The sequence below is a fragment of the Paraburkholderia hiiakae genome, assembly GCF_904848665.1.
In the GTDB taxonomy this organism is placed as follows: Bacteria; Pseudomonadota; Gammaproteobacteria; order Burkholderiales; family Burkholderiaceae; genus Paraburkholderia; species Paraburkholderia hiiakae.
In genome coordinates, this window is sequence record NZ_CAJHCQ010000007.1 from 299,060 (window position 1) to 321,016 (window position 21,957).

Consider the following 21,957-nt stretch of genomic DNA (forward strand, 5'->3'; position numbering starts at 1 on the left):
GTGTGGCGAATTGCCGCAAAAAAGCAGGTTTTCCACGAGGCAACGTGTGCGGTGTCACATACATTGTCATCCTGAAAAATCGCGCAGATAATGTTGCGGTTCTGGTGCCCGCGGTTGCCCAGGCACCCCAGGCCGACTGGCGTCGCACGGGGACACGCGGCGCGAGATGTTGCAAAAAGCAGTGCAAGACGCATTGCAAAAAAATTGGCGAAAAGCACGGCGCGCCTCCCAGACCCGCCACTGAAGCAGACAGACATGAAACTCTTCGCCAAGGGGCTCTTGCTGATCGCGATTCCGAGCGCTGTCGAACTGGCGCTGCTCGGCGTCGTGTTCGACACGCAGGGGCAGGCCGCGCTCGCGGCCAAACGCGCCGAAAACACGCAGCAAATCCTTTGGCAAGCCAACAGTCTAGTCGACCCGCTGCTGCGCGAAGCCGCCCGCGTGCGCACGGGTATCGTGCTCGAAGACCCTTCGTTCATCGATCGCCACGCCGTCTGGACCGAGTTCGCCGACCGCATCACGCTGCTCGCGCGCATGGTCGCCGACAATCCTCCTCAACTTGCGCGTGTCGAGCGGATGCGCGACGCCGCCTATGCGTGGCGCAAGGAAGCGGGCGATATCGCCGATGCACTGCGCATGGGCCACAGCGCGCCGTTCGCGCAAGTGGCGGGCAACGGCATGCCTCCGGAGATCGAGACGGTGCGCGAAGTGCTCGGCGACTTCATCGCCGAGGAAACGCGGCTCGACGAGGCCCGCGCGGCCATGCTGCGCGAGACGCGCGAGCGCCAGCAGGACGCGCTCATCTTTGCGGTGGTGGGCTCGATGCTGATCTGGGCGTTCACGGCCATGGCGTTCGCGCGCAACGTGGGCGTGCGCCTTGCCGCGCTCGGCGCCAACGCCGAACGCCTGGGGGACGGCGCGCCGCTCGCGCCGCCGCTCACGGGCAACGATGAAATCGCCGCGCTCGATGCGGTGCTCCATCAGACGAGCGCGCGGCTGCGCGTGGCCGAGCGCGAGCAGGCCGCGCTGAAGGCGCAGCTTCAGGCGCGCGCCGCGGACCTCGCGAGCGCCAACGAACATCTGCGCCAGGAGAGTCAGGACAACGAGATGTTCATCTACAGCGTGTCGCACGATTTGCGCTCGCCGCTCGTGAACCTGCAGGGCTTTTCGAAGGAGCTGCAGGTATCGTGCGACGACTTGCGCGCACAGGTCGCCGCGGTGGGGCTGCCCGAACACGAGTATCGGGAGATGGCCGAAGTGCTCGACGGCGACGTCGATGAATCGCTGCAATTTCTGCGTCAGGCGGTCTCGCGCGCCGCGGCCATCATCGACGCGTTGTTGCGTCTTTCGCGCGCCGGGCGCCTCGAATACCGCTGGCAGCGCGTGAACGTTGCGCGGCTCGTCGAGCGCGTGCTCGGCGGCCTCGCCGAGGAACGCGCGCAGGCTGCGCGCATCGAGGTGGGCGAACTGCCGCCCGCCTGGGGCGATCCCGCGGCGCTTGAGCAGATATTCGGCAACCTCATCGAGAATGCGTTGCGCCATCTCGATCCCGCGCGGCCAGGCCGGGTCGAAATCGGCGCGCTCGCGGCAGGCGGAGAATCCGCCGGCGAACCCGGTAAAAGCACGGGAAAGGACTCAGGAAAAACAGAGGCCGGGGAGCCTGGCGAGCGTACGCGGACTTATTTTGTGCGCGACAATGGCGTTGGTATCGCGCAAGCGTATCTGCCCAAGCTGTTCCGCGCTTTTCAGCGGCTGCACGGCGGCGAATCGCCCGGGCAGGGCACGGGGCTCGCGCTCGCCAGGCGTATCGCGGAGCGGCATGGCGGGCGCATCTGGGTCGAATCGACCGAGGGCGCGGGCTCGACGTTCTTCGTCGCGCTGCCGGACCAGCCGTTGCGTACCACATAGCGGGCATTCGGGCGCGCGCCGGGCGGCAAGCTTTCAACAAGCCTTGAAAAGATCATGCAGTACGTAGGAGAGTCGAGATGACGAACGGGGAACAGGTAGGCATCGTGCTGATCGAAGACGACGACGGGCATGCCACGCTGGTCGAGCGCAACCTGCGGCGTTCGGGGATCTCGAACAGCTTCCTGCGCTTTCGCGACGGCCAGGAGGCGCTCGATTACTTTTTCGGCACGCCGGGCGACAATCCGGCCGCGACGACGAACTGGCCGTCGCGCGACGCGCTCGGCAATTTCGTCGTGCTGCTCGACTTGCGCATGCCGCGCGTGGACGGCTTCGAGGTGCTGCGGCGCCTGAAAGCGGAGCCGGCCACGGCGTCGCTGCCGGTGATCGTGCTCACGACCACCGACGACCCTCGCGAGATCGAACGCTGTTATGAGCTCGGCTGCAACGTGTACATCACGAAACCGGTCGAATATGACGCGTTCATCGAGGCCGTGCGTCGACTCGGCTTCTTTCTCCAGGTCGTCAAGCTGCCGCCGGGGCATCGCTTCGTCCAGGCGCGACCGGTGGGCGCCCAGTAACGAATCATGCAGGCATCGCGCATGGAATCATCACGCATTGGCTACCGAATGGAAGAAAGGCGGCAAGAGCGGCGGCAAGCCCGACGCGTGCCCGAAGGGACGCTTCGCGCATGACTGAGGAACCCACGATGCTCGGCGGTGCGCGCGTGCTCGTCGTCGACGACGACGAAGGCATCCTGCGCCTCGCCCGCAAATCGCTTCTGCGCGCCGGTGCGCGCGTGGACGCCTGCACGGGCGTCGGGGAGGCGCGCGCGTTGCTCGCCGTGCAAACGCCCGATGTGCTCGTGCTCGACTATCAGCTCGACGGCGCGGAGACGGGCCTCGACTTCTTCCGCCGCCTGCGCGCCGACGACGTGCGCGTGCCCGCGATCCTCGTGACGGGCTTCACCGACGAATCTCGCGTGATCGCCGCGCTGCGGGCTGGCGTCTCGGACGTCGTGCCGAAATCGGGTGACTATCTCGACTATCTGCCGGAAGCCGTCGCGCGCGTGCTCTCGCAGGTGGCGCTGCAGCGCGCCTCCGACGAAGCGCTACTGCTGCGCGACCGCGAAGAACACTACCGCACGCTCTCCGAAGCGTTGCCGCACCTCGTGCTCACCTGCGGCGCGGACGGTAATTGCGACTTTGTCTCGAAGCAGTGGCTCGACTACACGGGGCTGGACGCAGGCCGGTCGCACGGGCTCGCCTGGCTCGACGCCGTGCATGCCGACGATCGCGAAGAGATTCGCCACACCTGGCTCGAGGCCGTGGGCAGCGGTGCCACCGACTATCGCCATGAGTTGCGTATTCGCCGCCGTGATGGCGTATATCGATGGTTCGATGTCCGAATCGTTGCGATGCGCGACCCACGTGGCGGCGTGAACAAATGGTTCGGCAGTTGCACCGATATCGACTCGCAACGCGAGGCGGCCGAGGAGCGCGAGCGCCTGCTTGCCTCGGCGCAAGCTGCGCGGCAGACCGCAGAAGAAGCCAACCGCGCAAAAGACCGCTTCCTCGCCATGCTCTCGCACGAGTTGCGCACGCCGCTTACGCCGGTGCTCGCGGGCACGCGCCTCTTGGAGCAGATCCCGGGCCTGCCCGACGCGGCGCGCTCAGGTGTGCTGATGATCCGCCGCAATATCGAGCTCGAGGCGCGTCTGATCGACGACCTGCTCGATCTCACACGCGTGGCCAATGGCAAGTTGAGCCTCGCGCCCGACACGGTCGACGTGCACGAGGTGATCGAGGCCGTGCTCGAGCTCTTCCATAGCGAAATCCAGATCAAGCAGCAGGATGTGCACATCGACCTGCGCGCGCAGCAGCATTACGTGCGCGGCGATCGCGCGCGCCTGCAGCAGATGCTCTGGAATCTCGTGCGCAACGCCGCGAAGTTCACGCCCGATGGCGGCCACATTTACGTGCGCACGCGCGACGAGCACATGCACGTGGAGATCGAGGTCGAGGACACGGGCATCGGCATCGCGCCCGAGCAGATCGGCAAGCTCTTTCATGCCTTCGAACAGGGTAGCCACAATCTCACGCGTCAGTTCGGCGGGCTCGGTTTAGGTCTCGCGGTGACGCGGGCGCTGACCGAGGCGCACGGCGGGAGCGTGAGCGCGAGAAGCCCCGGTGCGCATTGCGGCGCGACCTTCACCATCGTGCTACCGACCGCCGCGCGAGGCGAGGGCGCGGCCGCAATCGCCGAACTGCGCGGGCCGCATCGGGTGGGCGCGCTGAACATCCTGCTCATCGAGGATCACGAGGACACCGCTGAGGTCATGTCGCAACTGATGCGCTCCGGCGGCCACGAGGTGGCGGTGGCGGGCAGCGTGGCTGGCGCGCTCGCGCTTACGGCCGGCATGGCCTTCGACCTCGTGGTGAGCGACATCGGCCTGCCGGATGGCTCGGGCATCGACTTCATCCGCGCGTTTCGTGCGCAATCAACGGCGCCCGCCGTCGCGCTCACCGGCTTCGGCACCGACGACGACGTGCGCCGCAGCGTCGAAGCGGGCTTCACCGCGCATCTCACGAAACCTGTCAACTTCGAACAGCTCGAACGGCTGATCGAAGAGGCCGTGGCCGCGCGCGGCGCAGGGGCCGAGCCCGATTCCGCCGCGCCTGCTCCCTGACCCTTCCCTGACGTTTCCCTGCCGTTTCCTTGAGCCGGGCACAAAAAAGCCCGCGCGGCCTTGCGGCGGCGCGGGCTTTTGTCTGTACTCTAGCGCGGTTCAGCGCGGATTGTTTTGCAGCGAATCGCGGATCTCACGCAGCAGCAGCACGTCTTCGGGCGTGGGCGGCGCCTCGGCCGGTGCGGCGGGTTGCGGCTGGCGCAGCTTGTTGATGAACTTCACCATCAAAAAGATGATGAACGCGAGGATGACGAAGTTGATCACCGCGGTGATGAACGAGCCATAACCGAACACGGCCACGCCCGCGGTCTGCAGATCCTTGTAAGACTCGGGGTTGCCTTTATAGCTGGCAGGAATGTGTCCGAGGCGCACGAACATGTTCGAGAAGTCGAGGCCGCCCGTGATCACGCCGATGACCGGCATGATGAGGTCTTTCACGATTGAGTTGACAATGCTCGAGAACGCGCCGCCGATGATCACACCGACGGCGAGATCCATCACGTTGCCTTTGACGGCGAATTCCTTGAACTCCTGGACGATGCTCATGAGCGGGCTCTCCCTGAATGGCGCGGCACGGGGCTGGGGTCAATACGGCGTATTGGCGCAATCATAGCGAACGCATCCGTATCGCGGTAGCAATTTGACATTCCCTGACGTTTTGCCGAGGCTTGGCGACGAAGTTCTGGCGGACGCACGTGGCGTGCCCATCGCACTGACTTTAGGCCGCCTTTGGCTTCAGAGCGCGAGTGAGAGCTGCTGGTGAAAGGTCGCTGGATCGGTGTTGGTGCCACTCAGCAGCACGCCTACACGCTTGCCTTGCAACGTGTCGCGCAGCGGCCCGAGCAGCCCAGCCGTGGCGGCGGCGCAAGCGGGTTCCACAGCGACTTTGAGTTGCTCGAAGAGCACGCGCATCGCGCTGCGCAACGCATCGTCGGAGACCGTGACGACCCGCTCGAGATGACGGCGGCACAGCGTATAGCTGTATTGCTCCGCATGCGACGCCATGAGCGAGTCGGCGATCGAGTCCATATGGGTCAGGCCCACCGTGTGGTTCGCGGCGAAGCTGCGGCTCATCACGTCCGAGCCCTCGGGTTCGACGCCATATACGCGCACGCGTGGGTTCGCGAGCCGCAACGCCGTGGCAACGCCCGCTGCGAGACCGCCGCCGCCAATGGGCACGACGACCGCGTCGAGATCGGGCGCCTGAGTGGCCCATTCATAGCCGAGCGTGGCCGTGCCGAGCACCGTGCGATAACCGTTGAAAGGATGCACGAAATAGCGTCCCTCGTCGGTCTCGATACGGCGGACGATCTCGAACGCCTCGCTGCTGTCGTCCGCCACGACGATTTCCGCGCCAAAGCGCTTGCATTGCGCGACGCGCGCCGCGCTTGTGGTGCGAAAGAGCACGACCTTTGCGCTGATGCCAAGGCGCATCGCCGCATACGCGAGCGCAATGGCGTGATTGCCGCCCGAAACGCACGTGACGCCGGCGCTGCGTTGCGCGGCATCGAGCGCGAGCAGATGCGTGAACGCGCTGCGCACCTTGAAGCTGCCGCTCGACTGCAGCAGTTCGAACTTGAAGTTCACGAGCGTCGCTTCGAGCGTGGACAGATCGTGGCGGTCGAACACCGGCGTGCGCAACACCCACGGCGCGAGCGCGAAATGCTGCGAGGCGATCTCGTCGAGCGTGGGGATCGCCTCACCGTCAATCGTGTGGCTGGTGGGCAGCGGCGCGGCGGTGGACATGATGATGCGCGTCCGGCGTGGTTACTGCGCCAGGGCTTCGACGGACATGCCGTGCACGAGCTTGCGCAGGAAACCTTCGCAGGCCGCGAGCTGTTCGAGCGAGACGTATTCGTTCGGCTTGTGCGCCTGCTGGATGTCGCCAGGCCCGCACACCACGCTCGGAATGCCCGCGCGTGCAAAGAGGCCCGCCTCGGTGCCGTAGGCCACCTTGCGGCGCGCCTGGTCGGCGGTGAGCGCGCGCACGAGTTGCGTGATCGCGGCCTGCTCGGTGGCGTCGAGGCCGGGGGCCGCGGCGATCTTCGTGAACTCGATCGCGCCCACCGCGTGCTCACGCTGCATCTTCGGCACGAGCGTTTCGCGCGCGTACTGTTCGATGCGCGCGAAGATCGTGTCGGGGTTGAGCGTCGGCAGATTGCGGAACTCGAACGCGAAACGGCATTCGGCCGGCACTGTGTTGATGGCGTTGCCGCCTTCGATCGTGCTCGTTTGCGCGGTCGTGAACGGCACGTCGTAAAGCTCGTCAAACGGGCCGTTCGAGCGGAATTCGTCGGCCATGTCGCGGATGTAGCAGATGAGACGCGCCGCGTACTCGATTGCGTTCAGCCCGCGCGGCGTGAGCGACGAATGCGCGGCCTGGCCGCGCACGCAGCACTGGTACGCGTTGATGCCCTTGTGCGCCACGATGGGGCGCATGCTCGTGGGCTCCCCCACGATGCAGCCTTCGGGCTTCACGCCGCGCTTCACGAGCTCTTCGATCATGAGCGGCGCGCCCACGCAGCCCACTTCCTCGTCGAACGAGAGCGCGAGGTGCAGGGGCTTGGCGAGCTTCGTCTGCTGGATCTCGGGCAGCAGCGTGAGCGCCGCGCCGATGAAACCCTTCATGTCGCAGGTGCCGCGGCCATAGAGCAGGCCGTCGCGAATCTCGGGCTTGAACGGGTCGCTGTCCCATTTCTGGCCGTCCACGGGCACCACGTCGGTGTGGCCGGAGAGCACGATGCCGCCGTTCGTTTCGCCGTCATGCGCGGGGATCGTGGCGAACAGGTTGGCCCACTTGCCGTCGCGGCCATAGGTGAGCGTCGATTCGATGCCCCGCGCGCGTAGATCGTCGCGCACGGTCTCGATCAGCCCGAGATTCGGATGACGGCTGACCGTGTCCATCGAAACGAGGCGGGTGACCCAGGGGAGCGAGGCGGGAAGGGAGGCGGAAGGCGTAGACGACTGCGCTGTTTCAGCGGCGAGGGACATGTTGGACTCCAGCTTGCTTGTATTCTTCATCTTACCCAAAAAGAATGCGGCAAGCCAAAGCTGCGGAAGGTGCGGCGTCTCATGGTCCGGGCACTTGCGGCGTGCATGGCGCGCTGCAACATGATGTGAAAACGCCCGCGCGGAGGGCAGTCCGCGCGGGCGTCCGAAGGTGCGGCAAAGGCGTTCAGCGCGACGCGCCAGCGCGATTGGGCGCGCCGAGCGCGCGCAACGTCTCCTTCACGGTAGCCACGCGTACGGCGAGGTCGGGGCTGCGCGTTTCGATGCGCAGCTTGTCCTGGCCCGCGAGCTTGATGTGCTTGTGCTTCTGCACCATCTCGATGATGCGCATGGCGTCCACGGGCGGATTCGGCACGAACTGCAGGCCGATGACCGCTTCGCCCGCATCGATCTTCGTAATGCCGAGGGGCTTCGCCGCCAGTCGCAGACGATGCGTTTCGATCAACGCGTGCGCCTGCGCCGGCATCTTGCCGAAGCGGTCGATCAGCTCTTCCTGGATGCCGTCGATCGAATCGTCGTGCTCGCAGTTCGCGAGGCGCTTGTAGAGCGACAGGCGCTCCTGCACGTCGCCGCAATAATCGGCTGGCAGGATCGCGGGTGCGTGCAGGTTGATCTCGGTGGTCGCCGCGAGCGGCGCGTTCAGATCGGGCTCGCGGCCGTCCTTGAGCGCCTTCACGGCGTCGTTGAGCATGTCCGTGTAGAGCTGGAAGCCGATCTCCTGGATCTCGCCCGACTGCTTGTCGCCGAGCACTTCGCCCGTGCCGCGAATTTCGAGGTCGTGCATCGCCAGATAGAAGCCCGAGCCGAGTTCTTCCATCTGCTGGATCGCTTCCAGCCGCCGCTGCGCCTGCTTCGTGAGCCCTTGCGGATCATGCACGAGCAGATACGCGTACGCCTGGTGGTGCGAGCGCCCGACGCGGCCGCGCAACTGGTGCAATTGCGCGAGGCCGAATTTGTCGGAGCGGTGGATAAGGATCGTGTTCGCGGTCGGCACGTCGATGCCGGTCTCGATGATCGTGGTACAGAGCAGCACGTTCGCGCGCTGCGCCACGAAATCTCGCATCACGGTTTCGAGTTCGCGCTCGTGCATCTGACCGTGCGCGACGGCGATGCGCGCTTCGGGCACCAGCGCTTCGAGCATCGCGCGGCGATTCTCGATGGTCTCGACTTCGTTGTGCAGGAAGTACACCTGGCCGCCGCGCTTGAGCTCGCGCAGCATGGCCTCGCGAATAACGCTCTCCTCTTCGCGGCGCACGAAAGTCTTGATGGCGAGCCGCTTTTGCGGCGCGGTCGCGATCACGGAGAAGTCGCGCAGGCCTTCGAGCGCCATGCCGAGCGTACGCGGAATCGGCGTGGCGGTGAGCGTGAGCACATCCACTTCCGCTCGCAGTGCCTTGAGCGCCTCCTTTTGACGCACGCCGAAGCGGTGCTCCTCGTCGATGATTACGAGCCCGAGGCGCTTGAACTGAACATCGGATGAAAGCAGCTTGTGCGTGCCGATCACGATATCGACGCTGCCGTCGTTGATCTGCGCAATCGCGCTGCTCACTTCCTTCGCGGACTTGAAGCGCGATAGCTCGGCAATGCGCACGGGCCAGTCGGCGAAGCGGTCCGTGAAGGTTTGCGTGTGCTGCTCGGCGAGCAGCGTGGTGGGCGAGAGAATCGCCACCTGTTTGCCGCCCATCACGGCGATGAACGCCGCGCGCAACGCGACTTCCGTCTTGCCGAAGCCCACGTCGCCGCATACGAGGCGATCCATCGGCTTGCCGCTCGTCATGTCGCCGATCACGGCGGCGATCGCGGCGGCCTGGTCAGGCGTTTCCTCGAAGCCGAAGCTCTCCGCGAACTTGACGTAGTCGCGCGGTTCGAGCGCGAACGCGTGGCCCTCGCGCGCGGCGCGCCGCGCGTAGAGATTCAAAAGCTCGGCCGCGGTGTCGCGGATCTGCTGCGCGGCCTTGCGGCGCGCCTTTTCCCACTGGCCCGAGCCGAGCGCATGAAGCGGCGCGCTATCCGGATCGGCGCCGCTGTAGCGCGAAATGACGTGCAACTGCGAGACCGGCACGTAGAGCTTGCTGCCGTTCGCGTATTCGAGGTGCAGAAATTCGGTGTCGCCTTCGCCGAGGTCCATCGTCACCAGGCCGTGATAGCGGCCGATGCCGTGCTGCGCGTGGACCACCGGATCGCCCACCTTGAGTTCGGAGAGGTCGCGCACCATCGAATCGACGTTGCTCGCCTGTTCCTGGCGGCGGCGTCCCGCACGGCGCGCAAGCGGTCCGTAAAGCTCTGACTCGGTGATAACCGCGAGTTCCTCTGCCGGCAGCGAGAAGCCCGTGGAAAGCGGCGCGACGCCCAGCGCGAAGCGCTCGTCGCCGGTGAGCCAGTCCTCGAAGCTATCCGCGCTTCCGGGGCGCAGATGGTTGTCGGCGAGTAGTTGCGCGATGGTTTCGCGCCGGCCCGCCGACTCCACCGCGAACAGCACGCGGTTCTTCGTCGTGTCGAGATAGGTGCGCAGCGAGGCGAGCGGGTCGTCGGCGTGGCGGTCGATCGCGAGGGTCGGCAGCGCCGTGGCCCAGCCGCCCGCGCTCGCGGCGGGCAGCACGAGGCGCGCGAAGGGCTTCGCGAACGCGAAGAAGTCCTCATCGGTCAGGAAGAGGCGCTGCGGCTCCAGGATCGGCCGCTCGCGGTCATGCGAGAGGAAGTTGTGGCGCTGCTTCGTGTCGTTCGTGAAGCGGCGGATCGAGGCGTCGAGGTCGCCCGAGAACACCAGTTGGGCGTTTTCCGGCAGATAGTGGAAGAGCGTAGCCGTCTCTTCGAAGAAGAGCGGCAGGTAGTACTCGATGCCCGCCGACGGCACGCCGTTGCCCATGTCCTTGTAGATCGTCGCGCGGCTCGGGTCGCCCTCGAACACTTCGCGCCAGCGGCTGCGAAACGCCGTGCGCGAGGCTTCATCGAACGGAAACTCGCGGCCGGGCAGCAAGCGCACGTCTTTCACGGGATAGAGGCTGCGCTGGCTGTCCGGATCGAACGCGCGGATCGAGTCGACCTGGTCGTCGAAGAGGTCGATGCGGTAGGGCAGCGGCGAGCCCATCGGAAAGAGGTCGATGAGCGAGCCGCGCACGCAGTATTCGCCCGGGCGCACCACCTGGCTCACATGCTCGTAGCCCGCCAGCGTGAGCTGCGACTTGAGCTTCGCTTCGTCGAGGCGCTCGCCCTGCGAGAACGAGAACGTATAGGCTGCGAGGAACGAAGCGGGCGGCATGCGGTAGAGCGCCGTGGTGGCCGGCACGATAAGGACGTCGCAGCGGCCTTCGCCGAGATCGTGCAGCGTGGCCAGACGCTCCGAGACGAGGTCCTGGTGCGGCGAGAACGTGTCGTATGGCAGCGTTTCCCAGTCGGGCAGGAGGCGCACCCGCGCCTCGGGCGCGAAGAACGGGATCTCCTGGGCGAGCCGCTGGGCATCCACGGCGCTTGCGCAAATCACGGCCAGCAGCGGCGGATGCGCGGTGCCGGCGCGCGCGGCCTCGCGGTAGCGGGCGATCAGGAGCGCATCGGACGAGCCGTGCGTGCCGTCGAACGCGTAGCGCTGCCCCGGCTTGACGACGGCGACGGGGGACGGAGATTGCGAGGAAGCGGCGATATCGGACATAGGCAACAGGGTGGCCGACGCGTGTGTCGGTATGGTGGCCAGTTCAGTTCGGGCGGAATGCAACGCCAGAATATGGGGGCCGGTTTCTGGTCTTCAAGAGAATTCGGCGCGGTTTGCTGACGTTTTGCAGGCGTCCGGCGTGCGGGCAAGGGACCTATTATAAAATCCGTCCTTTACTTTGACTCATGCGGCTCGCGACACCGTGACTTCACGCCTCTTTGCCCTGATTCCGTGCGCCGGCACCGGCAGCCGTTCGGGCTCGGCCATGCCGAAACAATATCGCATCGTTGCCGGACGCGACCTCCTGCACTATACGCTCGCCGCTTTCGACGCCTGCAACGAATTCTCGCAGACGCTGGTAGTGATTTCTCCCGACGATAACCACTTCGACGCCCGGCGCTTCGGCGGCTTGCGCTTTGCCGTGCGGCGCTGCGGCGGCGCCTCGCGCCAGGCTTCGGTCTACAACGGCCTGGGTGCGCTCGCCGAATTCGGCGCAACCGACGACGACTGGGTGCTCGTGCACGACGCCGCGCGTCCCGGCATCACGCCGGCGCTGATTCGCAGGCTCGTCGAGTCGCTCAAGGACGACCCTGTGGGCGGCATCATGGCGCTGCCGGTGGCGGATACGCTCAAGCGCGTCGCGCCGAAGGACCCCGCGGCGCCCGGCGCGCCCGGCGTACATATCGCGCGCACCGAATCGCGCGACGGACTCTGGCAGGCCCAGACGCCGCAGATGTTCCGCATCGGCATGCTGCGCACGGCCATCGAGCGCGCGCAGCAAGACGGTCACGATCTCACCGACGAAGCGAGCGCGATCGAGTGGCTCGGTCACGCGCCGCGTCTCGTGCAGGGCAGCCTGCGCAACTTCAAGGTGACGTACCCCGAAGATTTCGCGCTCGCCGAGGCGATCCTCAGCCGGCCCGCAGAATAAGCGCACCGCAATCCATTTACCCGGAACCCTACACATGGACATCAGAATCGGACAAGGCTACGACGTGCACGCGCTGGTGCCCGGCCGCCCGCTCGTGCTCGGCGGCGTGACGATCCCCTACGATCGCGGCCTGCTTGGCCACTCGGACGCCGACGTGCTGCTGCACGCCATCACCGACGCACTGTTCGGCGCTGCCGCGCTCGGCGACATCGGCCGCCATTTCCCCGACACCGACAAGCAGTTCTACGGCGCCAACAGCCGTGTGCTGCTGCGCGAATGTCTGCGCCGTGTGCAGGAGGCGGGCTTCTCGCTCATGAACGTCGATACCACGGTGATCGCGCAGGCGCCCAAGCTCGCGCCGCACATCGAATCGATGCGCCAGACGATCGCCGAAGACCTGAATCTGCCGGTCGAACGCGTCAACGTGAAGGCGAAGACGAATGAAAAGCTCGGCTATCTCGGCCGCAGCGAAGGGATCGAAGCGCAGGCGGCCGTACTGCTGCTGCGCACGTGATCTGTCATTCAACCCTTGTTTTGAAGGGCTGAACGGCGCGCGCAGGCCGCGTGCCTGCCCCCACCTTACGGCGATGATTGCAACTGCAATCATCGCCGTTGCTTTTCTTGTCGATTAATTTCCGTTTTTTTCGTCCCATACTGAACCGGTGACCGGAAGTGGGGAGGGCAATGGCGGGAGTTGAAAAACGCGTGAAAGGCCTAGACGGCCTGAGGGCGATCGCAGTCGCGCTCGTGTTCCTCTCGCACAAGGCCCACGTCGACGCGATCGATGCGGGCAAGATCGGCGTCTGGCTGTTCTTTCTGATCAGCGGCTATCTGATCATCGGCGAACTGCATCGCAATCGGGTCCGCATTGAACAGCACGGTGCTCGATCGGCTGCGCTGCTGTACGTCTTCTTCATGAAGCGCACGCTGCGCATTTTTCCCGTGTATTACCTGCTGCTGATTGCGCTCAGCATCGCGCATGCGAGCTTCTATCAGCGTGACGTCGATCTCGGGCTCGCCTGGCATTTCGTATTCCTCTCCAATTACTGGATCGGCGTGGTGCACGATGGCTGGCCCGGCACCGTTTCGCACTTCTGGAGCCTCGCGGTCGAGCAGCAGTTCTACCTCGTCGCGCCGTTTGCGCTGCTGTTCGTGCGCGCGTCGCGCCATCTCACGCTTTGCGTGGTGGTCATCGTGGCGGCTGCGTTCGCGCATCTCGCGCTTTACGGGGAAGGGGCAATCGCGCCACTCATCTACGCGTTCTCGCCGTGGAATTTCTCCATGCTCACGCTCGGTGGCGCACTGGCGATTGGCGGCGCGCGCGTGCCGTTGCGCGCGGGGGCGTTGAGTGCAGTGTGGTTCGTCGGGGCGTGTGCGGCGATCGCCGGCTTCGCGCTGGCGCGTGCTGGTTATGCCGAGTGCGCCGACAGCGTGACGGGCACGATGATGCAGCCGGGCTTCTTCGACATCGGACTCGCACTTTCGCTCGGCGCACTGTTTCTGTGGCTCGTGCGTCGTCAGGACAGCATCCTCGTCGCGGCGCTAGAAGTGCGTCCGCTTGCGTATCTCGGCACGATCAGCTATGGCTTTTATCTGTTTCACAATTTCGTGCCGTCGCGCCTTGGCGTGGCGCCGGGGCTCTACGCGCGGCTCCATGTGCCCGATGTGGCCCAGCCCGTTCTCGCGCTCGTGCTGCAGTTCGCGCTGGCCGTGCTGCTCGCGCATCTGTCGTGGCAGGTTCTGGAAAAACGCGTGCTCGAGTGGAAGCGGCCACTCGAGACGGCGATACACAACCGCTTGCCCATGCGCGCAGCGGCGCGCCAGACGCATGATGCGCAACGGCGCGGGGCCTAGAGCGTCTCGCCGCCGACCGCGCGGCCGTCGGGGCACAGTTCGCCGGTCTGCAGCCCGTCCAGCACGCGCAGCACTTCTTCGGCGCTGCGCCCGACGTTCAGGTTGTTCACGGTGACATGCTGGATCGTGTTGTCGGGATCGACGATGAACGTTGCGCGCAGCGCCACGCCCGCTTCCTTGTCGCGTATGCCGAGCTGATCGATGAGTTCGCCCTTTACGTCGCCGAATGAATAGTGATTGAGGCGATCGAGCGTCTTGTCTTCGCGGCGCCACGCGAGCTTCACATATTCGTTGTCGCAACTGCCGCCCATCACGACCGTTTCGCGGTCATCGAATTCCTTGATGAGCCGTGCGAACGCGATGATCTCGGTGGGGCAAACGAGCGTGAAATCCTTGGGGTAGAAGTAGATGACCTTCCACTTGTTGGCGAAGGTCTGCTCAGTGATCTCGACGAACGCCGATTCGCCGTTTTCCTCGGGATGGTTGAAGCCGGGCTTTGCGGCGGTGACGGTGAAGGCTGCGAGTTTGTCGCCGACGGTTTTCATGGCGGAGCTCCTCAGACGAGAGGCGGGCCGCGCGGCCCGCTTTGACGCCACGTGCGCGAGAGCGCAACGCGGCATGCCCATGAAAACGATTGTCGCAGGTGCGGCCGGCGCGTGGTGCGAGGGTGCGCCGCCGCCGGATTTCGGTCAAGCGAGGGGAGAGAGACTCAGGCGCCCTTGGCGAGCGGGAACTCGATCGTCACTTCGAGGCCGGGGCCCGGCAGCCGGTTGCGCAGGCGCAGCGCGCCGCGATAGCGGCCCACGAGGCGCTGCACGATGGCCATGCCAAGTCCGGTGCCATTCGCCTGCGTGCGCGCCGTGTCGACGCGGTAGAACGGCCGCGTGACCAGCGGAAGCTGATCCTCGGGAATGCCCGGGCCTTCGTCGACCACCGAGAGCTCGACGCGCGAGTGCGAGACGCGTGTTTCGAGCATGATGTGCGGAATGCCGTCGGTTTCGCTCGCGCCGTATTTGCGTGCGTTTTCGATGAGATTGCCCACCACGCGGCGCATATCGGTATCGTCGGCCTCGATCATGGCCGAAGGCGCGAGCCGCGTGATGAGGCGCACGCCGTCTTCGCCCGCCATGCGCGCGGCCATCTCGCCGGCAATGACCGAAAGATCGACGCGCTCGGGCATGCGTTGGGTCGGGCGCGCGTAATCGAGGAAGCGGCCGATGATCATGTCCATCTGTTCGATGTCGTCGATCATCGCGTCCTTGGTCGCCTGATCGGACGGACTCATCTCCGTCTCGAGCCGCAGGCGCGCGAGCGGCGTGCGCAAATCGTGCGAGATGCCCGCGAGCATCAGCGCGCGGTCGGCCTCTAGCTGCTCGAGGTCGCGCACCATCTGGTTGAACGAGCGATTCGTCTCGGCGGCGACACCCATGCCGCTCTCAGGCAAGGGCGCGGGAGGCTGCCCGGAGCCCAGCATCCGCGCCGACATGGCCAGCCGCGCGAATGGCCGGTTTACGAGACTCGTGATGAAGGCCGCCCCGAAGAGCGATAGCGCGAGCGCGGAGATGCCCCATCCAACCCACTGCAGGCCTGTGACGTTGTCGAGCTGGTCGCGGTCGAGTGCCACCCAGTAATCGTCGTCGTCGATCTTGAAGCTGATCCACACGCCCGGAATGTCGTTCACGGACTGCGCGATGATCGTGTCGTCGCCAAGACGCCCGCGAATGTCATGCTCGATCAGGCGATTGAGCGACTCGTCGGGCTGGAGCTTGTACTTGTCCGTGGTTTCGCGCGGGTACACACGCACGCCCTCGTTGCTCTCGAGATCCTGCAGCAGCGCGCGGCGCAGATCGGGATCGGAGTAAAGGAGCGCCGTGCGCGTGAGCTTCACGATCGCGACGAGCTGGAGCGCCACGCGCTGCGCGCGCGGCTCCCGCTCGATCACGCGAAAGCTCTGGAACCACGCGGCGAGACTCACCGCAATGAGAAGGGCGATCAGCAGGAAGGTGCGCCAAAACAGATCGCCGAACGCGAGCGTGAGCAAACGCCGGTCAATCCGCATGGACCCTTCCCGTTTCAACAGAGGCAGTGCAGACAACGAGACACCATTCAGGATCAAGCGGCGCCGTCGGGAATGAACACGTAGCCGAGGCCCCAAACCGTTTGAATGAAACGCGGGCTGCCCGGATCGGGTTCGATGAGCTTGCGCAGGCGCGAGATCTGCACGTCGAGGCTACGGTCGAACACTTCGTATTCACGGCCGCGCGCAAGCTCCATGAGCTTTTCACGCGAGAGCGGCTGGCGCGGATGACGCGCGAACACCTTGAGCACCGAGAATTCGCCCGTGGTGAGCGGAATTTCCTGGCCAGCCTTGGTGAGCGTGCGCGTGGCGAGATTCAACGCGAATTCGCCGAACTCGAACACTTCGGTGGTTTCCGAGGGTGCGCCCGGCAGTTCGGACGGCGCCTGGCGGCGCAGTACCGCGTGAATGCGTGCGACAAGTTCGCGCGGGTTGAAGGGCTTGGGCAGATAGTCGTCGGCGCCCATTTCGAGGCCGACGATACGGTCCACGTCCTCGCCCTTGGCGGTGAGCATGATGATGGGCGTGCGGTCGTTGCTGCCGCGCAGACGGCGGCAGATCGACAGGCCGTCTTCGCCTGGCAGCATGAGGTCGAGCACCAGCAGATCGAAGCGCTCGCGCACCCACAGCTTGTTCATGGCGGGGGCGTTTTCGGCCACATAGACGTTGAAGCCCTGCTCGCCGAGGTAGCGGCGCAGCAGGTCCCGAAGTCGGGGATCGTCGTCGACAACGAGAATTTTGGACGGGTTTTTGGTTTCCATGCCTGGCATCTTAGCGCGATTGGATACTGATGCGAGTTTGCACCAATTATCAGGTTACAGTCAGTTACAAAATTTACCCGTGCTGTGCCACGACGGCAAGCACTGACAGATAGACTTCTTTACGTAAAGCGGCTGTTCGGTAGATACTTCATTCGACTTTAAAATTCATGCCCGCGCCGAGCCGGGTTTCGCACATGTATTCGAGGTAGCCGTTTGCCGCGTCAAGAAGGGAACAAAACGATGGGAGGGGTCAGGCCGACAATGCGCCACACCATGCTTGCACTGGCGCTTGCCGGTGGCGTGGCGGCTGCACTGGAGTCGGTGCCGGCCCGGGCCCAGCCCTCCGTAGACCGCCAAGAGAACTCGCAGTCCTCCGCTCGCTTTTCGGGCGACAAACAGTCAATGCGGCGCGTGCGCAGCGATCCAATTCCGCGACCAGCATCTGACATCAACCAGCGTCCCGCCGTTCCACCCGACCTCGATCAGCGTCGCCGCGACGGCCATATGACGCCCGAAGAACGGCGCCTCTTGCGTCAGCATATCGAAGACGCCGTGCGCGAACTGTACAAGCGCTGATACCGCTTCGTTGCGATAACGTTTACACGATTTTCTTTTCGCCCCGCGTTCACGCCTTTCTTGCGCCTTTCACGATTTTATTGGCATGGAATCGTGCATTCGTGCCGCGCAAACGCGCTGAAAAATACCGTAGCAATTGCGTCGTCAACATCCGTTTCGCCACAGCCGTTAAGCCGGTACATTCATTGATTGCGCCGGCAGTTTCGTCGTGCGCCCATTCATCATGAGCGACTCCAGACGGTCGAGGCCCAACGAGCAGTCCGCCGCGGACGCGTCGGCGCCCGACAGCGGCGCAGATGGGCTGCTCGATGCCGACGACGCCCGCCATCTTCTCGTGCGCACAGGCTTCGCGCCGCGTGAGAGCGAAGTGTCGCCGTATGTGGGACTCACGCGAGAACAGGCCGTCGCGCGGCTCGTCGGCGGTGCGCGCAGCGAGGCGCTCACACCGCTGCCCGCATGGAGCGCCGAAGTGCCGCCGAGCCGGGCACAGCGTAGTGCGTGGACCCCCGAAGAACGCCAGGAAGCGCAGCGCCAGCGCAGTGCACGTTACGACGAATTGCGCGCGTGGTGGCTGCGCGAGATGCTCGTCACGCCTTCGCCGCTGACCGAGCGCATGACGCTCTTCTGGCACAACCACTTCACCTCGGGTCAGGACAAAGTTGGCGAACCGCAGTTGATGGCCGCGCAAAACGCACTCTTGCGGCGCGACGCGCTGGGGAGTTTCGCGAGCATGCTGTCCGCCGTCGCGAAGGACCCCGCGATGCTGCTTTACCTCGATGGCGCGAGCAGTCGCAAGGGCAGGCCCAACGAGAATTTCGCACGCGAAGTGATGGAGCTGTTCACGTTGGGCGAAGGGCAGTACTCGCAGCGCGACGTTGCCGAAGCGGCGCGCGCCTATACAGGTTGGAGTCTCGACGCCGACACCCAGGCGTTCGTCTGGCGCGCCGACTTGCACGACGATGGCGAGAAGACCGTGCTTGGACGCAGCGGCACGTTCGATGGCGATCAGGTGCTCGACATCCTGCTCGCGCAGCAGCAAACTGCCCGATATGTGTCGGGCAAGCTGTGGCGCGAGTTTATCTGCGCAACGCCCGACGAGGCGCAACTCGCAAGTGTCGCCGATCGTTTTCGGGCAAGTGGTTATGCGATCGGCGCTGCGCTTCGCGCGCTACTCGTGACCCCCGCGTTCTGGGATGAACGCAACCGTGGCGTGCTCGTGAGTTCGCCGGTGGAATTCATCGTCGGCACGATGCGTCGGTTCGACGTGGCGTATGGCGACACGCTGCCGTTTGCGCGCCGCTCGGCTGCGCTGGGCGAGAATCTGTTTTACCCGCCGAATGTGAAGGGCTGGCCCGGCGGGGCGTCGTGGATCAATAGCTCGACACTGCTCGCGCGCAAGCAGTTCGTCGAGCAACTGCTTCGCGCGACGGAAGCAGGGCGGCCGCATGCTTCGGCCGCGCCCGCGAAGGTCGCGGCAAGCATGCCGCAAAGCGTGCAAAACACGGCGAACGCAATGCGCCGCGATGCGTTGCAAGGCGGTATGCGCTTCGATCTGGATGGCTGGCTCGCGCGCTACGGTCTCACTGCCGATGCCACGCCCGGCCTTTCAGCGCAGTTGCAAATGCAGCACGCGGTCCTGCCGCTTGCGCCTGTCGATGCGATTGCGGTCGGCAGCAGTGCGGGTTCATATCTCCAGGCACTGCTGATGGATCCGGTGTATCAGTTGAAGTGAAGCATGGATACGAACGGCCGAATCCCTGGCGGCAATGTGCGCCGCCGCACTGACAAGCGAGGCAAGCCATGAAACGACGTGACTTTCTTGCAGCCGGCGCGACGGCAGCCGCCGCGGTAGCGGGTTCTGCGCTAGGGCTGCCCGGCGCGGCGCGCGCGCAAGGGACGGCGCCCGCGCACCCGGGCACGGCTAGCGGCTACGAGAACCTGCTGATTCTCGTCGAGCTCAAGGGCGGCAACGACGGCCTCAACACCGTCGTGCCTTTTGCCGATCCGCTCTATTACAGCTACCGGCAAACCATCGGCGTGCCGCGCGCGCAGGCGATACAACTGGACGAGCGCACGGCGTTGCATCCGGTGCTCGCGCCGCTCATGCCGATGTGGCGCGCGCACGAGCTCGCGATCGTGCAGGGCGTGAGCTACGCGCAGCCAAATCTTTCACACTTTCGGTCGATCGAGATCTGGGACACGGCTTCGCGCTCCAATGAATATCTGCGCGAAGGCTGGCTCACGCGCGCGTTCGCACGCGAGCCTGTGCCGCCTGGATTCGCCGCCGATGCGCTCGTGCTCGGCAGCGCCGAGATGGGGCCGCTCTCGAACGGCGCGCGCGCCATCGCGCTCGTGAATCCGGCGCAGTTCGCGCGCGCTTCGCGCCTCGTCACGCCGGTCTCGCTCAAGGAACGCAACCCCGCGCTCGCGCATATCCTCGATGTCGAGAACGATATCGTGCGCGCCGCCGATGCCTTGCGGCCGCGCCCGGGTAATTACGCGCTGAAGACTGTGTTTGCGTCAGGTGCGTTCGGCGCGTCGATCAAGACGGCCATGCAGGCGCTCGCATCGAGCGACACCCCGCAAGGTGCGCCGGTGGCGGGGCGTGGCGTCGCGGTGATTCGTCTGACACTGAACGGCTTCGACACGCACCAGAACCAGCCGCAGCGTCACGCCGACTTGCTGCGCCAGTTCGCCGCGGGCATGGCGGCGATGCGCTCGGCGCTCGTGGAACTCGGGCGTTGGGATCGTACGCTGATCGTGACGTATGCGGAATTCGGGCGCCGCGTGCGCGAGAACCAAAGTCGCGGCACCGACCACGGTACGGCTTCGGCGCACTTCGTCGCGGGCGGGCGGGTGGCGGGCGGGCTCTATGGGCAGGCGCCGCAACTCGCGCGGCTCGATGGCAACGGCAATCTGCCGGTGGGCGTCGACTTCAGGCAGATCTATGCGACCGTGCTAGGCCCCTGGTGGGGGCTCGACGCGCAGGCCGTGCTACAGCAACGTTTCGAGCCGCTGCCGTTGCTGCGCGCGTAGCGCGGGCACGAGCTTCAATTACGCCGCGCCGCGCGCCACGCGATCCACAGCTTGCGCACGGGTGTGAGCACGATCTGCTGATGTAGCACCTGGTAGCCTTCGCGCTCGACTTCGTCGAGCAGCGCGAGTTCGAGCGCCGCGAGCGCACGCAAGGTGCGCTGGTCGCGCCGCGCCGGGGCGGGAATCGCGTCGAGCGCTGCGTGTACCGCTTCGCGCGCACGCGAGGTCTGGAACTGCATGAGCTCGGTGAACGCCGCGCTGTAGCGCCGGTTGATGAGATCGGCGGCGGTGACGTTGTAGCGCTGCAATTCGTCGATGGGGACGTAGATACGGCCATGGCGCGCGTCGTTGCCGATTTCCGGCACGAACTGGGCGAGCATGAGCGCGTTGCCAAGCGGCGCGGCCCAGCGCGCGGCGTCCTGGCGGTCCTCTTGCGTGCGCGCACTGAGTTGCGCCACGAGCGAGGCGAACGTGCCGCCCACGCCCTCTATATAGCGTCGCAGATTCGGCAGATCGAGATAGCGCGCCTGCTCGAAATCCATCTCGAAGCCAGCGAGCAGCGCCTGCAAGTCGGGATAGACGGCATTCGCATCGTCGAGATGCTCGGCGAGCGCCTGCGTGACCGGATGCGCGGGATTGCCGGCGGCGAGCGCGGCCAGTTCCTTTTGCCACCAGGCGAGCTTCGTGCGGCCGACGGTAGGATCGCTTGTTTCTTTCGCGGTTTCCTCGAGCTCGCGGCGCAGCGCGAAGAGCGCGGTCAAGAGCGGTTGGCGCGCGGCGCGCGCCTGACGCAGCGCATAGTAAGTGCTCGAACCAGGGGGAGCCGCCTTTTGCAGGCAGTAGTCGTCGAAGTTCACGGCGTTCGGAGATGTGGGGCGAAGCGGCTCGCGCGGCGGCCAGAGCGCGGCGCGACGGTAGAGCCGGGATTCTAGCATCGGCGCGGCTTCCGGCCGGCCCGGCAGGGCTGGCCGGCGCGCTGGACGATGCGTCGCCATGCCCTGTCGCGCACTGTTTTCAGGATGCAGACAAGCGTCAGGCAATCGGTTAGAATCTCGCGCTTGCGCTTTCTGACGCTTAGCTAGCGGCGCGCAGCCGGCACATAATGAAGCATCGCCGCCGGCGGACGTAGTCAGAAAGCAGGCTGGATTGCGGGCGAGGTGGACAACTCCGCCCGGCGTCTCACGAGGACTCGATCAGTCGGCATGTCGCACAGGGTTGTATCGCACGCGTCGTTTTGTAGTGATGCGCAGCGGTCCTGCCGGGCGCAAGAAGAGAAGCGCAAAGAATTCGCGTGAGTGGCGAAATTGGTAGACGCACCAGGTTTAGGTCCTGACGCCCGCAAGGGTGTGCCGGTTCGAGTCCGGCCTCACGCACCAAAGTAAAAAGGCCATGTACCGTTAGGTACGTGGCCTTTTTGTTTGAGCGACGTTTGCGCAAAGGAAGTGCGATGGCGGCCTCGATCCTGCCGCCATC

17 protein-coding genes and 1 tRNA gene are annotated in these 21,957 nt (G+C 65.4%); 10 read left to right on the forward strand and 8 right to left on the reverse strand.

Going from position 1 to position 21,957, the window contains the following annotated elements; all coding sequences use genetic code 11:
- The first annotated feature begins 255 nt into the window (after positions 1–255).
- The 3 genes from JMY28_RS16285 (at position 256) to JMY28_RS16295 (ending at position 4,594) form a co-directional block, all read left to right on the forward strand.
- Positions 256–1,908 carry a sensor histidine kinase gene (locus tag JMY28_RS16285; protein ID WP_201696945.1) on the forward strand — a complete coding sequence of 551 codons (1,653 nt, stop codon included), beginning with the start codon at positions 256–258 and terminating at the stop codon, positions 1,906–1,908.
- 77 nt (positions 1,909–1,985) lie between these two features.
- Positions 1,986–2,486 (forward strand): response regulator, encoded by a 501-nt coding sequence (locus JMY28_RS16290; RefSeq protein ID WP_201696946.1) that lies wholly within the window; start codon positions 1,986–1,988, stop codon positions 2,484–2,486.
- A gap of 110 nt (positions 2,487–2,596) precedes the next feature.
- A complete protein-coding gene (locus JMY28_RS16295; RefSeq protein ID WP_201696947.1) occupies positions 2,597–4,594 on the forward strand; it encodes a hybrid sensor histidine kinase/response regulator in 1,998 nt (665 codons plus the stop codon).
- 99 nt (positions 4,595–4,693) lie between these two features.
- On the opposite strand, the gene mscL is transcribed toward JMY28_RS16295, so the two are convergent.
- From mscL to mfd, 4 genes are all read right to left on the reverse strand, one after another.
- Positions 4,694–5,140, reverse strand: a complete 447-nt coding sequence (gene mscL / locus JMY28_RS16300; protein ID WP_201696948.1) for a large conductance mechanosensitive channel protein MscL — start codon at positions 5,138–5,140, stop codon at positions 4,694–4,696.
- Positions 5,141–5,329: 189 nt separating this feature from the next.
- Positions 5,330–6,340, reverse strand: coding sequence for a threonine/serine dehydratase (locus JMY28_RS16305; protein ID WP_201696949.1), 1,011 nt, complete (start codon positions 6,338–6,340; stop codon positions 5,330–5,332).
- A gap of 21 nt (positions 6,341–6,361) precedes the next feature.
- Complete coding sequence (gene argE / locus JMY28_RS16310) at positions 6,362–7,585, reverse strand: acetylornithine deacetylase (RefSeq protein WP_201696950.1); 1,224 nt, start codon at positions 7,583–7,585, stop codon at positions 6,362–6,364.
- A 184-nt stretch (positions 7,586–7,769) separates the two neighbouring features.
- Positions 7,770–11,249: a transcription-repair coupling factor gene (gene mfd, locus JMY28_RS16315; RefSeq protein WP_201696951.1), complete on the reverse strand. Its 3,480-nt coding sequence runs from the start codon at positions 11,247–11,249 to the stop codon at positions 7,770–7,772.
- A 202-nt stretch (positions 11,250–11,451) separates the two neighbouring features.
- Between mfd and ispD the strand changes: the two genes are divergently transcribed.
- The 3 genes from ispD (at position 11,452) to JMY28_RS16330 (ending at position 14,034) form a co-directional block, all read left to right on the forward strand.
- On the forward strand, positions 11,452–12,180 hold the full coding sequence (gene ispD, locus JMY28_RS16320; protein WP_201696952.1) for a 2-C-methyl-D-erythritol 4-phosphate cytidylyltransferase: 729 nt from the start codon (positions 11,452–11,454) through the stop codon (positions 12,178–12,180).
- 34 nt (positions 12,181–12,214) lie between these two features.
- Positions 12,215–12,694 carry a 2-C-methyl-D-erythritol 2,4-cyclodiphosphate synthase gene (gene ispF / locus JMY28_RS16325; protein WP_201696953.1) on the forward strand — a complete coding sequence of 160 codons (480 nt, stop codon included), beginning with the start codon at positions 12,215–12,217 and terminating at the stop codon, positions 12,692–12,694.
- A gap of 191 nt (positions 12,695–12,885) precedes the next feature.
- A complete protein-coding gene (locus JMY28_RS16330) occupies positions 12,886–14,034 on the forward strand; it encodes an acyltransferase family protein (RefSeq protein ID WP_236596890.1) in 1,149 nt (382 codons plus the stop codon).
- On the opposite strand, the gene JMY28_RS16335 is transcribed toward JMY28_RS16330, so the two are convergent.
- The 3 genes from JMY28_RS16335 to ompR all read right to left on the reverse strand — a co-directional run bounded on the left by JMY28_RS16335 (position 14,031) and on the right by ompR (position 16,881).
- Entirely contained in the window at positions 14,031–14,579 is a 549-nt protein-coding gene (locus JMY28_RS16335) for a peroxiredoxin (RefSeq protein ID WP_201696955.1), read from the reverse strand. The genes JMY28_RS16330 and JMY28_RS16335 overlap by 4 nt on opposite strands.
- Before the next feature lie 164 nt (positions 14,580–14,743).
- Positions 14,744–16,093, reverse strand: a complete 1,350-nt coding sequence (locus JMY28_RS16340; RefSeq protein ID WP_201696956.1) for an ATP-binding protein — start codon at positions 16,091–16,093, stop codon at positions 14,744–14,746.
- 53 nt (positions 16,094–16,146) lie between these two features.
- Positions 16,147–16,881 (reverse strand): osmolarity response regulator transcription factor OmpR, encoded by a 735-nt coding sequence (gene ompR, locus JMY28_RS16345; RefSeq protein ID WP_027814652.1) that lies wholly within the window; start codon positions 16,879–16,881, stop codon positions 16,147–16,149.
- A gap of 264 nt (positions 16,882–17,145) precedes the next feature.
- On the opposite strand from ompR, the gene JMY28_RS16350 reads away from it, so the two are divergent.
- The 3 genes from JMY28_RS16350 to JMY28_RS16360 all read left to right on the forward strand — a co-directional run bounded on the left by JMY28_RS16350 (position 17,146) and on the right by JMY28_RS16360 (position 20,484).
- Positions 17,146–17,448 (forward strand): hypothetical protein, encoded by a 303-nt coding sequence (locus JMY28_RS16350; RefSeq protein WP_236596891.1) that lies wholly within the window; start codon positions 17,146–17,148, stop codon positions 17,446–17,448.
- A gap of 223 nt (positions 17,449–17,671) precedes the next feature.
- Positions 17,672–19,180, forward strand: a complete 1,509-nt coding sequence (locus JMY28_RS16355; protein ID WP_201696958.1) for a DUF1800 domain-containing protein — start codon at positions 17,672–17,674, stop codon at positions 19,178–19,180.
- Between the two features lie 68 nt (positions 19,181–19,248).
- Positions 19,249–20,484, forward strand: a complete 1,236-nt coding sequence (locus tag JMY28_RS16360; protein WP_201696959.1) for a DUF1501 domain-containing protein — start codon at positions 19,249–19,251, stop codon at positions 20,482–20,484.
- 14 nt (positions 20,485–20,498) lie between these two features.
- On the opposite strand, the gene JMY28_RS16365 is transcribed toward JMY28_RS16360, so the two are convergent.
- Positions 20,499–21,341: a squalene/phytoene synthase family protein gene (locus JMY28_RS16365; RefSeq protein WP_236596898.1), complete on the reverse strand. Its 843-nt coding sequence runs from the start codon at positions 21,339–21,341 to the stop codon at positions 20,499–20,501.
- Positions 21,342–21,773: 432 nt separating this feature from the next.
- Between JMY28_RS16365 and JMY28_RS16370 the strand changes: the two genes are divergently transcribed.
- Positions 21,774–21,860, forward strand: a tRNA-Leu gene (locus JMY28_RS16370).
- The last annotated feature ends 97 nt before the right edge of the window (positions 21,861–21,957 follow it).

Excerpts from the sequence above, each read along its gene's own strand:
- JMY28_RS16285 (WP_201696945.1), top strand. The coding sequence starts at position 256 with ATGAAACTCTTCGCCAAGGGGCTCTTGCTGATCGCGATTCCGAGCGCT.
- JMY28_RS16290 (WP_201696946.1), top strand. The coding sequence starts at position 1,986 with ATGACGAACGGGGAACAGGTAGGCATCGTGCTGATCGAAGACGACGAC.
- JMY28_RS16295 (WP_201696947.1), top strand. The coding sequence starts at position 2,597 with ATGACTGAGGAACCCACGATGCTCGGCGGTGCGCGCGTGCTCGTCGTC.
- mscL (WP_201696948.1), bottom strand. The coding sequence starts at position 5,140 with ATGAGCATCGTCCAGGAGTTCAAGGAATTCGCCGTCAAAGGCAACGTG.
- JMY28_RS16305 (WP_201696949.1), bottom strand. The coding sequence starts at position 6,340 with ATGTCCACCGCCGCGCCGCTGCCCACCAGCCACACGATTGACGGTGAG.
- argE (WP_201696950.1), bottom strand. The coding sequence starts at position 7,585 with ATGTCCCTCGCCGCTGAAACAGCGCAGTCGTCTACGCCTTCCGCCTCC.
- mfd (WP_201696951.1), bottom strand. The coding sequence starts at position 11,249 with ATGTCCGATATCGCCGCTTCCTCGCAATCTCCGTCCCCCGTCGCCGTC.
- ispF (WP_201696953.1), top strand. The coding sequence starts at position 12,215 with ATGGACATCAGAATCGGACAAGGCTACGACGTGCACGCGCTGGTGCCC.
- JMY28_RS16335 (WP_201696955.1), bottom strand. The coding sequence starts at position 14,579 with ATGAAAACCGTCGGCGACAAACTCGCAGCCTTCACCGTCACCGCCGCA.
- JMY28_RS16340 (WP_201696956.1), bottom strand. The coding sequence starts at position 16,093 with ATGCGGATTGACCGGCGTTTGCTCACGCTCGCGTTCGGCGATCTGTTT.
- ompR (WP_027814652.1), bottom strand. The coding sequence starts at position 16,881 with ATGCCAGGCATGGAAACCAAAAACCCGTCCAAAATTCTCGTTGTCGAC.
- JMY28_RS16350 (WP_236596891.1), top strand. The coding sequence starts at position 17,146 with ATGCTTGCACTGGCGCTTGCCGGTGGCGTGGCGGCTGCACTGGAGTCG.
- JMY28_RS16355 (WP_201696958.1), top strand. The coding sequence starts at position 17,672 with ATGAGCGACTCCAGACGGTCGAGGCCCAACGAGCAGTCCGCCGCGGAC.
- JMY28_RS16360 (WP_201696959.1), top strand. The coding sequence starts at position 19,249 with ATGAAACGACGTGACTTTCTTGCAGCCGGCGCGACGGCAGCCGCCGCG.